General features: G+C 68.9%; 16 protein-coding genes and 2 pseudogenes. 8 read left to right on the forward strand and 10 right to left on the reverse strand.

The window, feature by feature from the left end; translation table 11 throughout:
* The 4 genes from ACFVFH_RS10525 to ACFVFH_RS10540 form a co-directional block, all read right to left on the reverse strand.
* Positions 1-1,509 carry a sensor histidine kinase gene (locus tag ACFVFH_RS10525; protein WP_383765804.1) on the reverse strand — a complete coding sequence of 503 codons (1,509 nt, stop codon included), beginning with the start codon at positions 1,507-1,509 and terminating at the stop codon, positions 1-3.
* A gap of 76 nt (positions 1,510-1,585) precedes the next feature.
* Positions 1,586-2,326: a response regulator transcription factor gene (locus ACFVFH_RS10530; protein WP_383765805.1), complete on the reverse strand. Its 741-nt coding sequence runs from the start codon at positions 2,324-2,326 to the stop codon at positions 1,586-1,588.
* A 34-nt stretch (positions 2,327-2,360) separates the two neighbouring features.
* Positions 2,361-3,287, reverse strand: coding sequence for an amidohydrolase family protein (locus ACFVFH_RS10535; RefSeq protein WP_383765807.1), 927 nt, complete (start codon positions 3,285-3,287; stop codon positions 2,361-2,363).
* A 222-nt stretch (positions 3,288-3,509) separates the two neighbouring features.
* Positions 3,510-4,391: a DUF2797 domain-containing protein gene (locus ACFVFH_RS10540; protein WP_383766756.1), complete on the reverse strand. Its 882-nt coding sequence runs from the start codon at positions 4,389-4,391 to the stop codon at positions 3,510-3,512.
* Between the two features lie 125 nt (positions 4,392-4,516).
* Between ACFVFH_RS10540 and ACFVFH_RS10545 the strand changes: the two genes are divergently transcribed.
* Positions 4,517-5,092, forward strand: coding sequence for a hypothetical protein (locus tag ACFVFH_RS10545; RefSeq protein WP_383765809.1), 576 nt, complete (start codon positions 4,517-4,519; stop codon positions 5,090-5,092).
* Between the two features lie 39 nt (positions 5,093-5,131).
* On the opposite strand, the gene ACFVFH_RS10550 is transcribed toward ACFVFH_RS10545, so the two are convergent.
* Positions 5,132-5,554, reverse strand: coding sequence for a MarR family winged helix-turn-helix transcriptional regulator (locus ACFVFH_RS10550; RefSeq protein WP_383765810.1), 423 nt, complete (start codon positions 5,552-5,554; stop codon positions 5,132-5,134).
* A gap of 55 nt (positions 5,555-5,609) precedes the next feature.
* Here ACFVFH_RS10550 and ACFVFH_RS10555 point away from each other — a divergent pair, with 55 nt between their 5' ends.
* Entirely contained in the window at positions 5,610-6,134 is a 525-nt protein-coding gene (locus ACFVFH_RS10555; RefSeq protein WP_383765812.1) for a DUF6790 family protein, read from the forward strand.
* Between the two features lie 504 nt (positions 6,135-6,638).
* Here ACFVFH_RS10555 and ACFVFH_RS10560 read toward each other — a convergent pair.
* The 4 genes from ACFVFH_RS10560 to ACFVFH_RS10575 form a co-directional block, all read right to left on the reverse strand.
* Positions 6,639-7,160, reverse strand: coding sequence for a hypothetical protein (locus tag ACFVFH_RS10560; RefSeq protein ID WP_383765814.1), 522 nt, complete (start codon positions 7,158-7,160; stop codon positions 6,639-6,641).
* The gene (locus ACFVFH_RS10565; protein ID WP_383765815.1) at positions 7,141-8,151 is read right to left on the reverse strand and encodes a hypothetical protein; all 1,011 of its coding nucleotides are present in this window, start codon (positions 8,149-8,151) and stop codon (positions 7,141-7,143) included. The genes ACFVFH_RS10560 and ACFVFH_RS10565 overlap by 20 nt, the downstream gene beginning before the upstream one ends.
* Before the next feature lie 570 nt (positions 8,152-8,721).
* Positions 8,722-9,387, reverse strand: coding sequence for a YdcF family protein (locus ACFVFH_RS10570; RefSeq protein WP_376418121.1), 666 nt, complete (start codon positions 9,385-9,387; stop codon positions 8,722-8,724).
* On the reverse strand, positions 9,384-10,178 hold the full coding sequence (locus tag ACFVFH_RS10575; protein WP_365929338.1) for a GntR family transcriptional regulator: 795 nt from the start codon (positions 10,176-10,178) through the stop codon (positions 9,384-9,386). Before ACFVFH_RS10575 ends, ACFVFH_RS10570 begins: the two co-directional genes overlap by 4 nt.
* Positions 10,179-10,318: 140 nt before the next feature.
* On the opposite strand from ACFVFH_RS10575, the gene ACFVFH_RS10580 reads away from it, so the two are divergent.
* Complete coding sequence (locus ACFVFH_RS10580) at positions 10,319-10,651, forward strand: hypothetical protein (protein WP_030701162.1); 333 nt, start codon at positions 10,319-10,321, stop codon at positions 10,649-10,651.
* A 64-nt stretch (positions 10,652-10,715) separates the two neighbouring features.
* Here the strand turns inward: ACFVFH_RS10580 and ACFVFH_RS10585 are convergent, their stop codons facing one another.
* Positions 10,716-10,856: a hypothetical protein gene (locus tag ACFVFH_RS10585; protein WP_383766830.1), complete on the reverse strand. Its 141-nt coding sequence runs from the start codon at positions 10,854-10,856 to the stop codon at positions 10,716-10,718.
* On the opposite strand from ACFVFH_RS10585, the pseudogene ACFVFH_RS10590 reads away from it, so the two are divergent.
* The 5 genes and pseudogenes from ACFVFH_RS10590 (at position 10,789) to ACFVFH_RS10610 (ending at position 13,534) form a co-directional block, all read left to right on the forward strand.
* Positions 10,789-12,020, forward strand: a pseudogene (locus tag ACFVFH_RS10590) (FtsK/SpoIIIE domain-containing protein). The gene ACFVFH_RS10585 and the pseudogene ACFVFH_RS10590 sit on opposite strands and share 68 nt — an antisense overlap.
* A 5-nt stretch (positions 12,021-12,025) precedes the next feature.
* A pseudogene (locus ACFVFH_RS10595) lies at positions 12,026-12,703 on the forward strand (DUF2637 domain-containing protein).
* A gap of 20 nt (positions 12,704-12,723) precedes the next feature.
* Positions 12,724-12,912 carry a mobile element transfer protein gene (locus ACFVFH_RS10600; protein ID WP_318197583.1) on the forward strand — a complete coding sequence of 63 codons (189 nt, stop codon included), beginning with the start codon at positions 12,724-12,726 and terminating at the stop codon, positions 12,910-12,912.
* 14 nt (positions 12,913-12,926) lie between these two features.
* A complete protein-coding gene (locus ACFVFH_RS10605) occupies positions 12,927-13,259 on the forward strand; it encodes a SpdD protein (RefSeq protein WP_383765818.1) in 333 nt (110 codons plus the stop codon).
* Between the two features lie 92 nt (positions 13,260-13,351).
* Complete coding sequence (locus ACFVFH_RS10610) at positions 13,352-13,534, forward strand: hypothetical protein (RefSeq protein WP_073822406.1); 183 nt, start codon at positions 13,352-13,354, stop codon at positions 13,532-13,534.
* Positions 13,535-13,536 lie beyond the last annotated feature (2 nt).

The raw sequence follows: 13,536 nt of genomic DNA on the forward strand, positions 1-13,536 counted from the left end.
TCACGCCGATGTGCTGGGCCTGTCCCCCCACTGTGAATCCGGGGCATCCGGGTGAACCTCGGGCAGCCGGACGGCGAACACCGTGCTCCCCGGCACCGATTCCACCGCGACCCGGCCGCCGTGCGCGGCGACGACGGCCTGCACGATGGCGAGCCCGAGGCCGGTGGAGCCCGCGGCGCGGGAACGCGAGGCGTCACCGCGCGCGAACCGTTCGAAGACGTGCGGCAGCAGCTCGGGCGGGATGCCGGGCCCGTCGTCCCGGACCTCCAGCGTCACCCACGGCCGGTCGGCCGCCGGACTCACCCGGACGGTGACGGTCGTACCGGGTGGCGTGTGGGTACGGGCGTTCGCCAGCAGGTTGACCAGCACCTGATGGAGCCTCATCGGATCGCCGTGCACGGTCGCGGGCTGGTCCGGCAGGTCGAGGCGCCAGTGGTGGCCGTCCTCCCCGGCGGCGCGGGCGTCGCTCACCGCGTCGACGACGAGCGGGGAGAGGTCGGTGCTCTCCAGGCCGAGCGGGCGTCCGGCGTCCAGCCGGGCGAGCAGCAGCAGATCCTCCACCATGCCCGTCATCCGCTCCGCCTCGGACTCGATCCGGCCCAGGGCGTGCCGGGTGTCCGGGCCGGTCTCCTCCCGGCCGCGCCGGGTCAGTTCGGCGTAGCCGCGTATCGAGGCCAGCGGAGTGCGCAGTTCATGGCTGGCGTCGGCGACGAACTGGCGCACCCGCGTCTCGCTCTCCTGCCGGGCCGCGAGCGCCGAACCGACGTGGCCCAGCATCCGGTTGAGCGCCGCGCCCACCTGGCCGACCTCGGTCCGGGGATCGGCCTGGGCCGGCGGCACCCGCTCCAGGAGGGCCACCTCGCCGCTGTGCAGCGGGAGTTCGGAGACCAGGGTCGCGGTCGCGGCGATCCGGCGCAGCGGGCGCAGCGCGACCCCGACCATGGCGGCGCCCGCGAGCCCGGCCGCGATCAGCCCGGCGGCGGTGACACAGACCTCGACGACGATCAGGGTGGTCAGCGCGGAGCCCACCTCGTCGGCGGGGATGCCGACGAGTACGGTCGCGCCGCGCGGGTCCGTGACCGCCTCGACCCGGTTGGCCCCGAGCCCCGGCAGGTCCACGTTCCTCGCCCCGCCGCCGACGGTGACGTCCGCCGCCTCCAGGGCGCTCCGCTGGGCGCCGGTCATCGGCTGCCCGCTGTCCTCGGCGCCCGGCCCCGGGGCGGCGGCGCTCTCCACGACCACCCGCGACGCGGTGACCGCGCCGTCCGCCAGCACGGCCCCGAAGGCGCCGACGGGCAGCCCGCGCGCGTCGACGAAGGCCAGCGGGTCCGAACCGAGCGGCAGCCTGCCGGGCATCGGCCCCTCGGTGCCGGGCGGCTTCGCGGCGCGTACGGCGACGGCGTGCAGCTGGTCGTCGAGCTTGCCGTACATGTAGCTGTGGAAGGCGATGGTGGTGACCGTTCCGATCACCGCGGCGACCACGGCGATCAGCGTGACCGCCGAGACCACGAGCCGGGTCCGCAGCGTCCACGGCCCCCGCCACCGACGGGGGCGGGGGCGGGGACTCGGGCGCAGGCGCGGGCGGCTACTCACCGGGCTTGATGAGATACCCCGCCCCGCGCCGGGTGTGGATCATCGGTGACCGCCCGGCGTCGATCTTCTTGCGCAGGTACGAGATGTACAGCTCGACGACGTTGGCCTGGCCGCCGAAGTCGTAGTTCCACACCCGGTCGAGGATCTGCGCCTTGCTCAGCACCCGGCGCGGATTGCGCATCAGGAAGCGCAGCAGCTCGAACTCGGTCGCGGTGAGGTGGATGGAGGCCCCGGCCCGGCTCACCTCGTGGCTGTCCTCGTCGAGGACCAGATCACCGACGACGAGCGTCGATTCGCTGCGCACGGTCGCCGTGCCGGACCGCCGGATCAGCCCGCGCAGCCGCGCCACGACCTCCTCCAGGCTGAACGGCTTGGTCACGTAGTCGTCGCCGCCCGCCGTGAGGCCGGCGATCCGGTCCTCCACCGCGTCGCGCGCGGTCAGGAACAGGACGGGCACCTCGGACAGCTCCCGACGCAGCCGGCCGAGCACCGCGAACCCGTCCGTGTCGGGCAGCATCACATCGAGGATCACCACATCGGGCCGGAAGTCCCGCGCCATCCGGACCGCCCCGGCACCGTCCCCGGCGCTGCGCACCTCCCAGCCCTCGTAGCGCAGCGCCATGGAGAGCAGCTCGGCAAGCGGAGCCTCGTCGTCCACCACCAGCACGCGGACGGGGGTGCGGTCCGCCCTCAGCCGTTCGGTACGCCCCTGGGGCGAGGTCGTCGTCGTCATCCCCCCACCCTGTGAGGCTCCCCTGAAAGGGTCCTTACCCGTTTCTGTGAATTCCCTGAGAAAGCGGCGGACCGGCGGACCGGCGGCCGACCCCGAACAGGGCGGCGGCGTTCTCGTAGCAGACCGCCCGCAGCCAGTCGTCGCCCAGCTCCAGCCGTTCCAGCGCGTGCAGTTGGTGCGCGTACGGATACGGGATGTTCGGGAAGTCCGTGCCCAGCAGGATCCGGTCTCCGAGCGCCGCGAGCCGCCCGCGCCCGGCCGGCGGGAAGGGGGCGAAGTCCTCCGTGAAGTCCGTGAACGCCATCGTCGTATCGAGCCGCACCCGGGGGTACGTCTCCGCCAGCGCCAGGAACTCCGGGTACTCCGGCATCCCCAGGTGCGCCACGATCAACGGCAGCCGGGGATGCCGGGCGAGCAGCCGCCCGACCGGCCCGGGGCCGGTGTGCCTGCCGGGCGCGGGCCCCGAACCGCAGTGCATCACCACCGGAATCCCGGCCTCCGAGAGCAGCCCCCAGACGGGGTCGAGCAGCGGGTCGTTCGGGTCGTACGCGCCGACCTGGAGGTGCGACTTGAAGACCCGCGCCCCCGCCTCGACGGCCTCGCGCACATACCCCCGCACGCCCTCCTCCGGGAAGAAGGTCGCGGTGTGCAGGCAGTCCGGCACCCGCCGCGCGAAGTCGGCCGCCCAGCCGTTGAGCCAGGCGGCCATCCCGGGCTTGTGCGGGTAGAGCATCGAGGTGAACCGGAGCACGCCGAACGAACGCAGCAGCGCGATCCGTTCGTCCTCGTCGCGGCGGTACGCGATCGGCCACTCCATCCCGGTCAGCGGCCCCGCCGAGTCGAAGTAGGCCCAGACCTTGCGGAGCACCCGCTCCGGCATGAAGTGCGTATGGACATCGATGATCCCGGGCAGCCCCAGCCGCTCCCGGAACCGCACGACGTCCTCGGCGTCACCACTCATCCCGCGCCCCTCTCAACCTCTCCACCTCTCCACCTCTCACCCGACCGACCGGAACCGCCGGAGCCGACCGGAACCGACCCCGCGAACGGAACCAACCACGCCGACAGGACCGTGCCGACCGAACGGACCCGACCGGATTTCGACCGAACCCGACCGACCGGAGTCGACCAACCGCACCCGACCGGCCGGAGTCGACCAACCGGACCGACCGACCCGACGATCTCAGAACAGTCCGTCCTGCTGCACACCCCCACCCCCGAGGTCGGCCACCGGCACCCCCACCCCGGCCCGCGCGTCCGCCGCCACCAGCTGCCATCCGGTCATCAGCCGGGTGTCCAGCACCACGACCCCGCCCGCCGTCGCCAGATGGAGATCGGGCCCGGCCGCCGCCACCAGCCGCCCCGCGACCGTGCCCCCGGCCACCAGCTCGGTCACCGCCGACGCCACCTCGACCGCCCCGTCGATCCCGAACAGCCCCGCGTGATCGACCGCCTCGAACGGCAGCCGCTCCAGCGAATCCGGCCACCCGGTCCCCTCCAGCGCCACGGCCCGCCCGTAGAGCTCCGCCACCTCGGCCCCCCGCTCCGCGACCCCCGGCAACGCCCCGCGCACGGCCCGCTTCCTGGCGTACGGGATCCGGTCCGGCACCCCGAGCGCCGACCGCAGCAACTCCTCGGTCCGCCGGCACGCCATCAACGGCCCCCGCCCCAGCCAGCTGAACACCACGGCGCCCTGCTCACGCAGCCGTGCCGCCTTCCGCTCCTCCGCGGTGATCCCGACCTTCACCATCCCCGGCCCGAACCAGGCCAGATACACGCGGTACGTCCTCGGGTCGTCGGCGATCGTGTCGGCGGCCACCGAATGCGCCCGGTCCAGCCGCGCGCACTCCGGGCACCGCGCCCCCGTGCTCCGCCCCGACACCACGGCCCCCACCGGACACACGTTTCCGCGCGCCCCGACGCAGCCCCGCTCCCCCTCGGCCCGGAACCCGAACTCCGCCCCGTACACCTGCGCACTCGCCCGCACGGCCCCGCCGCGCCGCCAGCCGAGCACGGGCGGTCCCTGCGCGTCGGGCCATCGCAGCCCGGTGCACCGCCACTCCATGGTCACCTCCATGAACGAACCTCCGAAAGACATCGACGGACGGCCCGGCGGCCCCGCGCCGCGACAGGAAATCCGGAGGTCTCCGGAGAGCCGCGCCCAGTATCCTTCTCAACTGCTGTCCAGATATGATCGGTTGGAGAATCAACGTGTCCGACTCCGGCGACACCCGCACCACCGGCGACCCGGCGGGGACGACCGACCGCAGCCACCGGACAGTGATCGTCGCGGCTGTCATCACCGGCGCGGCCACCGTCCTCGCCGCCGTGATCGCGTCCGCGATCGCGGGCAGCACCTCCCCGAAGGCACCCGCGGCCGCGGCGCCCCCGGCCTCGGAGCGCGCCTCCGAGCGCGCCTCGGACACCCCGCGCCCCGTGCAGAGCCTTCCCTCCGCACCGCCGCCTCCGGCACCGTCCCCCACCGCCGCCCGCATCATGGCCGGACCCGACTCCGCCGCCGTAGGAGCCACCGTCACGATCACGGGCCACGGATTCGCGGCCGGGGAGCAGGTGCGCATCACGTTCAACGGAACGTACGGCTCCTCCCTCGACCTCCGTGATGTCACGGCCGGAGCGGACGGCGGCTTCGCCGCGGAGGTCAAGGTTCCGAGTGACAGCGTGAATTCGGACCAGCCGCAGTCGTTCGAAGTACGCGGCCTGGACAGCGACAAGCGCGCCGACACCCCGTTCCACATCACGGGCTAGGCGTGTTGTCCCGGAGGGACAGCAGGCGCGGAGAGGCTCTCAGTCGGATGCGAGGAACTCGGCGAGCCGAAGCGTGTCCTGGAGATAGCGCTCATAGGGAAAACCGGCCGCGACGAGCCCGGCGCGCAGCTCGTCGTAGAGCGGCTTGCCGGCGGCGTGGAAGGCCTTCCGGCCCGCCTCGGTGAGGCGCACCAGCCGCCGCCGCGCGTGTTCGGGGTCGACGGTGATCTGCACCAGACCACCCGCTTCCAGCGGCCGCAGCGCCCGGCTGATCGCCGGGTCCGACACCGAAAGCGCCTGCGCCAGCCGATGCTGCGTCGTCGGCTCGATGTCTTCCAGCGTGCCCAGAAGCCGTATCTGGCTGTAGGTGAGCCCGTCGGGGTCGTCGTTCGTGCGCTGTCTGGACGCCTCGCCCAGCAGCATGACCACGCGGTGCAACAAGTCTGCGAGTCCGTCATCCACACCACCACTATACCCAACACTTGACCGGTTAATATTAACCAGGTAAGACTGAGGCATGGACACCTTCTCGTACGTCGCCCAGTCCGCGTTCCCCCTCGTCTGGATCCTGGTACCGGCCATCGGAGCCGCTGTCCGGGCCCGCCACGCCCGGTCACGCCGGGAAGCACTCGACATCTGGCAGCGCTGGTGGGCCATCGGCGCCTTCGGCATCGGCAGCCTGTGGATGACGATCGCGTTCCTCGCGTTCCCGGACACCATGGCCACCGCGATCGGCTTCGACCGGACGCCCTTCATGTTCGAGATCGCCTTCGCCAACCTCGGGCTGGCGATCATGGGCTTCCGGGCCGCCTCGGCATCCGCACGCGAGCGCATCACCATCGGGCTCGGCGGCGGGATGTTCCTCTGGGGAGCCCTGATCGGCCACCTCTACCAGTGGTTCGCCAACGGTGACCACGCCCCTGGCAACACCGGCGGGGTCCTCGTCAACGACCTCCTGATCCCGGCAGTCATGATCATCCTGGCCGTACGCTCCCGCCGCCTGGAGTCCGCACCCCGACCGCCCGCACCCGTCACCGTCTGACCGACCCCGGCCCCGCCCGGCAGTTCACCCAGACCCTGAAGCCAAAAGCAAGAGACCCTGTGGACTGATCCACAGGGTCTCTGAACTGCTGTGCACTCGGCAGGATTCGAACCTGCAACCTTCTGATCCGTAGCTCTAGCCGGATCGGTCAGCTACGGCCATACCGGCCGCTACTCAACTCCGGAGAGGTGGTGGCGTACAGGGGCGGTTGCTGTGGTTGCGGTACGCCGCTGCTGTACGCCCACTGGTAGCCTCCCCGTGGCCCGCGTCGGTCGGTGGCTGCTTCCCCCAGTACTGGCCCGTTGTGGAGGGGACCAGCCCGTTCGAGCCGGGCCGGGCGGGGCGACACCCGCTTTAGGAGTTCGATCTCCACGCCACTACGCCTGCACACAGGCCGACCGCGACTGCTGGTCAGGAACGCTTGGGTGCGCCCTCGTCCGATGCCGTTGCTGTCAGCTGTAGATGCCAGTGACCTAGTGGGCATCTGCTTGATCGTAGGGAGCCCTAGGGAAGGAATTCATTCCTGAAGATGGAACGGATCCTTTTCAAGATGACCATTAGAACGAGAATGAAGTGAGCTAGGAGATAGGTCAACACCCCCGTCATCCAGGGATTGAAATCCTTCAGATCTAGCGACGCCCCGACTGCGAGAATTACTGTTGCCGCGAGGGCTATGACTAGCCCATAAGTGGCATTAGCCTGCAGTTGCCGAATTAGCTTGATCTTTACGCTAGTATCCATGCTTTCGACCTGCGAACTCCGCACCTGAGCAGCCGCCCTCAGGGCAACGTCGAACGACAAGACCAGGAGGTTAAACAACAACCCGGACATTAGTGAGAGCGCCGTTAGGAGATCCCCGATCCCGCCGATCCGCCAATGCGTCAGAGCCACAGACGCGGGGAGCAGGGCGGGAAGTGCGTATAGAGTGAGAACGTCCGACTTGGATACGCTTTCCTGCTCCTCTTCTCCCGTTCGAAGTGTTTGGAAATGATCGACAAAAATTGGCTTAAGGTTCAGCATCCTCACTTGGCGGTACCTCCAGCCGGTAGTCATTCCAGTCTTCTGGCCATGTGAACTGCTGTTCCGCTACTGAAGATCGAGTCAGGCTGATGTCCTCCGCGAGGTCAAGTGCAACCTTGATCGCCTCCTGGTAGAAGGCTTCGTCTGAGAGGACCCCGTCAGCGTCAAGGAGTTCGTCATCGACCTCGAAGGTGACTACAGGAGTTCTACCAGACGCCACTGACACCGTCCGAGTGGTGCGACCTGTCCGCACCTCAACCCGCAGGTCGTTGTACTCAACGCCTTGCCACTCAAGAAGCCGCGATACGTCCGCCTCTCCGTGCACTACCTTTTCAATCAACTTCTTGCTAAGGCTGCTGCGGCGAGGTGACGAGATGACCGTCTCCATGGTGCCAAGTTCCGTCTCGTGCTGACCAAGCTCATAACGGTCGGCAATGTCGCGAGGCACACTATTTCGAACAAGGCGAATCTTCTTTACCTGCCCACCGTCGAGAACGCGGGACACAGCGGCTTCCGGCGAGAGGTTATTAACGTCGAGAACATATTCAGGGAAGCGCTTCCTGAAGGCCCTACGCAAGCCAGTAGAAAACATGCTATAGACGCCACGATTGTGAATGCGCTCGGTCAGCAATAGACCGACTTCCCTTTCTTTAGGGAGGATCAAAAGGTTTCGGTAGCGGAGAATCTCCACGTCAGTTTGCTCTCGGTTAAAACGAGGAGCACCGCTGCCACGCTCTTCGAATATGGATTCAACTCCATACTCACCGAGGCCCAAGGTGGCCTGGATGTGACGATTATTATGGGAGACTTCCGAGGCGTTGATGACCTTCTTGCTATCAGGGTTGTCGAATCCGTCCTCCTGCAAGGACTTCAGGTATCCGTGGAGCACCTTGAGGAGGTCTGATCCGCCTCCATTGAAATTGTCGAACTTAAGTGGATCCTTCTTCTGCCGCCTATTTACGGTGATCTTGTAGGCGGCAATTGAATACTCGGCCACGAACTCCCCCCTCTTCGGTCTCTGTTGAGAACTCAGGGTATGCCCTGAGGGCGGTAGCGGGTAAGCAATGGGGAATATGCCCGCATTTGGTCGGAGTGCCCGCCGTAGCAAGTTGCCCTGCCCCACCACTCACCCCGGCTCCCATCCCGTCCGCCTTCGACCCACACTCCCTGGAGCGGTCATGGTTCAGGGCGTCAAGGTGGAGCGCGCCACTGTACGAACGACCTTGACGCCCTGGGCCGCGACTGCTCGGCTCTGCCTGGGTCGAAGGTGGTCGGGATGGGAGCCCCACGACGCTCACCACGCTCCGGCCGGCACTCGCGAACGGCGCCCCGGCCATCCCGGAGTCTGAGCGCCCCCGCCGGAGGCATGTCTTGAAGCCGCGGGCTCGGTTCTCGCCTCATGCCCCACGGGCCTATCCACTGCGGGCGCGCGTCGGCGGCGGCAGCGCCGAGCGGGCCGAAGGCATGAGCGCGGGCGCAGCCAGAGCCGGGAAGCGCGCCCGGCGGAGCGGAGCGCAGCCGGGTACCTTGATGAGGTAGAGAAACCTGTAACAGCTCTCAGGCTCGGTCAAGAAGAGGGTGAATCCGTCGCGAGGAGTCGGCTGGTGAAGCCGGCTTGGCGGAGGCGCTGGTACGCCTCGGATACGTCGGCAGGTACGGGCTGGCGGATCATGAATCCCTGATCCGGGTAGATCATCAGCCGTTGCAGTGCGCCGACCAGCATGTCGATCACCAGGCGCGCGTCACCAATCGAGTTCACGTACTCGTCCAGTGTCATGGGCGTCGAAGCGCTGACGATCTCGACTTCGGGCCACAGCTTGCGGGCCGTGGCGTATGCCCGCCGCTCCTCGTACGGCTTACTGATCAGGAGTACGGAGGCCACCTCAACGCCCTCCTTCTCCAACACATCCCGCGCGAAGCGGATGTTCTCACCTGTGTTGCGGGCCCTGGGCTCCACAAGGACAGCAGACCCGGGCACCCCCAATTCGACTGCCCGCTCCCGGTAGTGGACAGCTTCACCCCGGGGCATCCGCTCCCTCGTCGTGGGACTCGTGGCCCCGGTGAAGAGGAGAAGCGGCACCAGCCCGCGCTTGTAGAGGTCTACCGACGTGTCAGCTACTCCGAGGTCATGGCTGCCGAGCCCAATGGCAACAGAGCAGGGCTTAAGGGCGTGTCCCATCTGGTGATAGCTCCAGATGCGCCGGGCGTCTTCCCAGTCCTGCGTGGTGATCACTGAGGGCTTCCCTTGTCCGTCGCCGAGTCGGGCACCTGAAACTTGTACTCCCAGGCGAAGCGCGATGCCGCGTGTACCCCGATGGCGAACTCCACCACCGTGCCATCGGCTGTGTACGTCGTCCGGTGCAACTCGACGACGGGTTCTCCCGGGGGCAGTTGGAGGAGCTTCGCTTCGTCGGCCGTGGCCGTCCGAGCGAAGATCTGCTCCTTCATGTGGTCGATCTCGTAACCGGCGTCATAGAGCACCCGGAACCCTCCACCTCGGCCGGCCGGTCCAGGAGTCGGGTCAACGAGGCGGGTTCCTTCGACATGCTCGGGCCGGTAATAGCTGGTCAAGCAGTGGGTGGGCTGCTGACCCTCCTTCACAAGTCGGGCCCGCGCGTACACCTCAGCCCCTGCGGGCAGCCCATGTGCTTCGGATGCGGCGAGGGGAGCCTCGACGAGGCTGACCGTCTGCGTCTGCTCGTTCCGGCGGTAGGCGCGACCACTCGCTACGCGGTCCGCAATGAACGCCACTTCGTCGCCATCGCGCCATTTGGCCTTGTCGTATCGATCGATACCGAGCCGCTTGAGCGGAACCCGCTGGCGTACGACCGTGCCGTGCCCTCGGGATGAGGTGACCAGGCCTTCGGCTTCGAGAGCCTTGTAGGCGGCGTGGACCGTGGACTTAGAGCCCTCACCAGCGTCAACCAGATCCCGAATATGCGGGAGCTGCGCGCCCGGACCGTACTCACCCGCCTTGATCTGCTCGGCCAGCTTGTCTGCCAGCTCGCGCCACTTAGGCGTCATCCCGAACTCCTCTCGTCGGAGCCAAGTCAAACACAGTCCCGAGACTGCGGTCCATAGTCTTGCTTAGCGAGTCGCAGTCCTAGGACAGCGAACGCCGAGGGTCCTCTTTGGGCTGCTCCACACGATTCAGGGAGTATCAGATGCCGTCCTTCAAGATCGACACTTCGACCGCTGTCGTGTTCGTGGCGACGCCTCCGACGCCGAAGCTCGTGAGCAAGCAGACCGGTGAGATCGCGATCGACCGGGAGACCGGTGCGCCGCTCGCGACGGTGGGTCTGCTGGTCGCGGACGAGGGAGAGGGCAACCTTTACCAGGTGACCGTGCCGAACACGGGCGTCCCGGAGAACCTGGCCCCCGGCACTCCGGTCACGGTCGTCGGCCTCAAGGCCCGGGACTGGGAGAACACCTTCAACGGCCAGACCCGGCACGGGATCAGCTTCCGGGCGGTCGCTGTGACCCCGCTGGGGGCCTGATCATGTCGGACCTGTCCACGGTGATCGAGGTTGCGGGGGCCTTATCGGCCGCCGGTGGCCTCGGTTACGCGAAGGCCCGCTCCCCTCGGGTGTTCTGGTCGCTGGTCGGGGCCCCGGTCGCCCGGGTCCGCTTCTCGGTGACGTATCGGGCGACGATGGATGTGTGCGGGCTGACGGTCCAGCCGTCCCGCCTGCGAGCGTTCATGGTCCGCAACGTTGCCCGCCAGGAAGTCCAGCCCGTTCCCCCCGCAGGTCCGCCGCGTCCGCTTCTCCTCGACCGGCATGCGGGCGACGCTCCGTCTCCCGGCCGGTCTGGAGCCTGCCGACGTGTCCGCCGCCTCCGAACGGCTCCGCCACGCCTGGGGCGTCCACTCGGTCCACGTGGTCGAGGTCAAGCCCGGGTTCGTAGAGCTCCGGATGACGGGCTACGACGTGTTGCGCCGCGTGAGGATGCCCCGCCGCCTGCCCCGCAACATCACCGCCGGTCCGCTGGTCGTGCCGGTCGCGCTGAGGGAGGACGGTTCGGCGTTCGTCCGGGACTACCAGAAGGTTCCGCATGCCCTGACGATCGGTGCGAACCAGTCGGGCAAGTCGATGTATCAGCGCAACCTCATCTCCGGCCTCGCCAAGCTCCCGGTCGGCCTGATCGGCATCGACTGCAAGCGCGGGGTAGAACAGCGCGGCTACGCACCCCGCCTCTCCGCCCTCGCCATCACCCCGGACGAGGCCGACGGCCTGCTGGAAGCCCTCGTTGGTGAGATGGAGGAGCGCTTCGACCTCCTCAGCTCGCATGGTGTCTCGGACCTGTGGGGTCTGCCCGCGAAGGTGCGTCCGGTGCCGCTGGTCGTCCTGGTCGACGAGGTCGCGGAGCTGTTCCTCGTCGCCGTGAAGAAGGACGAGGAACGCCGGGACCGGATGGTGATGCGGATGATCCGGCTCGCGCAGATGGCCCGCGCGGTCGGGATCTTCCTGGAGGTCTGCGGGCAGCGCTTCGGCTCCGACCTCGGCAAGGGAGCCACCGCCCTGCGTGCCCAGCTCACCGGGCGTGTGGTGCACCGGGTCAACGACAAGCAGACCGCCGAAATGGCGCTCGGGGACATCGCCCCTGAAGCGGTCTTCGCCGCCACCACCATCCCCCCGGACCGCCCCCGGCGTCGCCGTGGCCGGGGACTCCTCCGGCGGCTGGTCACGCATCCGCAGCCCCGCCATAACCCCCGCCCAAGCCGTGGCCATCTGCCACGAGCACGCGCACCTCACCCCACATCTCGCCGCACTGGCACCCTTCCGGCCGGCCGTTTCCGCCGCCCCCACTCCGGGCCCATCGCTCCTCAAGCCCGGCCTGGTGCGGGTCCATCTCGAAGGAAGGTGATTCCCGTGCCCCGCATCCGCATTGACGCCGTGCTCGTCCAGGCCGTCATAGCCGGTGCCCTGTCTTTCGCGCACCTGCATGACCTGGCCGAAGCGGCAGGGCAGGACGGCTGGAAAGCCTGGGCCTACCCGATCAGCGTCGACCTGCTCTTGGTCGCGGCCTGGCGGCGCATGCGCACCACCGCCGACAACCGCGCCGCCTGGGCCTGGTTCATCATCGCCCTGGCCGCGTCGCTCGGCGCGAACGTCGCCACCGCCGGACTCCTCAACCTCAACGACGTTCCCGCCTGGCTGCGCATCCTCGTCGCCGGATGGCCCGCCCCCGCCTTCCTCGGCGGAACCCTCCTCGTCCACGCCCCCGCCGCCGCGCCCTAGGCCGATCCCAAGCCCGCTCCAGTGCCCGCACCGCCGGTTGCTCCGGCCACCGAACCGGCTGCGGACGTGACGGTGGAACGGGCTCCCGAACCCGCCCCGGAACTTCCTGCGGCTTCATCCGGCGAGCCCGCTCCGCCCTCGGCCCCGGCCCCGGCGGTGACCGTTCCTCCGGCGCTGCTCGACCACGCCCGGAAGCTCTCCGACACCCACCAAGCCACGACCGGTGCCCGGATCGACTCGGCCACCCTGCGCGCCCGCCTCGGCGTCCCCGCGCCGCTCGCCGATGCCATCACCGCCCAACTCACTTAACCCACAGGGAGGTTCATGTCATGCCGCGTCCGAACCGCTTCTCGAACGTGGTCCGCTTCGGCCCCGTTCAGGTCGGCACCTACTACGACGGCCGGGGCCGCACCAAGCACGTCGCCGCCTGCACCGCACCCCGCTGCGACTTCTCCGCCGACTACCACGGCCGCGCCGCCGCCGAACTCGCCGCCCGCACCCACCGCTGCAACCCCTGACAGGAGGCCCAACCGTGTTCACCCCGAAGATCCCGCCCCCGGACACCGCACCCACCCCCGCAACGTCCCTCGTCCCGCCGCCCACCGGCCTCGTGCATCCTCCGGCCTGCGCCTGCCACAACGCCCCGACCGCCCCGGCTCCGGTTCCGGCTGCGCCGCCCGCCCGTCCGGCCGTTCAGTTCACCCCGGGATTGCTGCTCATCGCCACCGCTGGCGGGACCGCCGTGGTCCTCGTCGTCGGCACGGTCCTGGTCTCGATGCTCCTGGCCACCGCGATCACCGCCGCCTCGGTCGCCTTGTGCGCCGTGATCCTGCGCTCGCTGCTCAACCGCCCGAACAACCGCTAACCGGCGCCCGGGGCGGCCTCGGTCGCCAAACTTCCGCCGCCCCGGGCGCCCACCACTTCCAGATCCAACGGACCCGAAAGGGAAGACCCATCATGCCCCAGCACATCCGCCCCCGGCCGATCTGCGGCCACTGCGACGGCTTCCCCACCGTCACCATCACCACCGGAACCCGCACCCCCAACGGGCAGCGCCAGACCATCACCGCCCACTGCCCCGCCTGCCGGGGCACCGGCCACACCACCACCGCTCGCGCCCACACCCGGATCGGGGCCTGAGC

Origin of the sequence: Streptomyces sp. NPDC057697 (assembly GCF_042799335.1) — a bacterium.
Classification (GTDB): domain Bacteria; phylum Actinomycetota; class Actinomycetes; order Streptomycetales; family Streptomycetaceae; genus Streptomyces.

Excerpts from the sequence above, each read along its gene's own strand:
- ACFVFH_RS10545 (WP_383765809.1), top strand. The coding sequence starts at position 4,517 with ATGATCGGTTGGAGAATCAACGTGTCCGACTCCGGCGACACCCGCACC.
- ACFVFH_RS10600 (WP_318197583.1), top strand. The coding sequence starts at position 12,724 with ATGCCGCGTCCGAACCGCTTCTCGAACGTGGTCCGCTTCGGCCCCGTT.
- ACFVFH_RS10575 (WP_365929338.1), bottom strand. The coding sequence starts at position 10,178 with ATGACGCCTAAGTGGCGCGAGCTGGCAGACAAGCTGGCCGAGCAGATC.
- ACFVFH_RS10555 (WP_383765812.1), top strand. The coding sequence starts at position 5,610 with ATGGACACCTTCTCGTACGTCGCCCAGTCCGCGTTCCCCCTCGTCTGG.
- ACFVFH_RS10530 (WP_383765805.1), bottom strand. The coding sequence starts at position 2,326 with ATGACGACGACGACCTCGCCCCAGGGGCGTACCGAACGGCTGAGGGCG.
- ACFVFH_RS10585 (WP_383766830.1), bottom strand. The coding sequence starts at position 10,856 with ATGAACGCTCGCAGGCGGGACGGCTGGACCGTCAGCCCGCACACATCC.
- ACFVFH_RS10535 (WP_383765807.1), bottom strand. The coding sequence starts at position 3,287 with ATGAGTGGTGACGCCGAGGACGTCGTGCGGTTCCGGGAGCGGCTGGGG.
- ACFVFH_RS10540 (WP_383766756.1), bottom strand. The coding sequence starts at position 4,391 with ATGGAGTGGCGGTGCACCGGGCTGCGATGGCCCGACGCGCAGGGACCG.
- ACFVFH_RS10610 (WP_073822406.1), top strand. The coding sequence starts at position 13,352 with ATGCCCCAGCACATCCGCCCCCGGCCGATCTGCGGCCACTGCGACGGC.
- ACFVFH_RS10580 (WP_030701162.1), top strand. The coding sequence starts at position 10,319 with ATGCCGTCCTTCAAGATCGACACTTCGACCGCTGTCGTGTTCGTGGCG.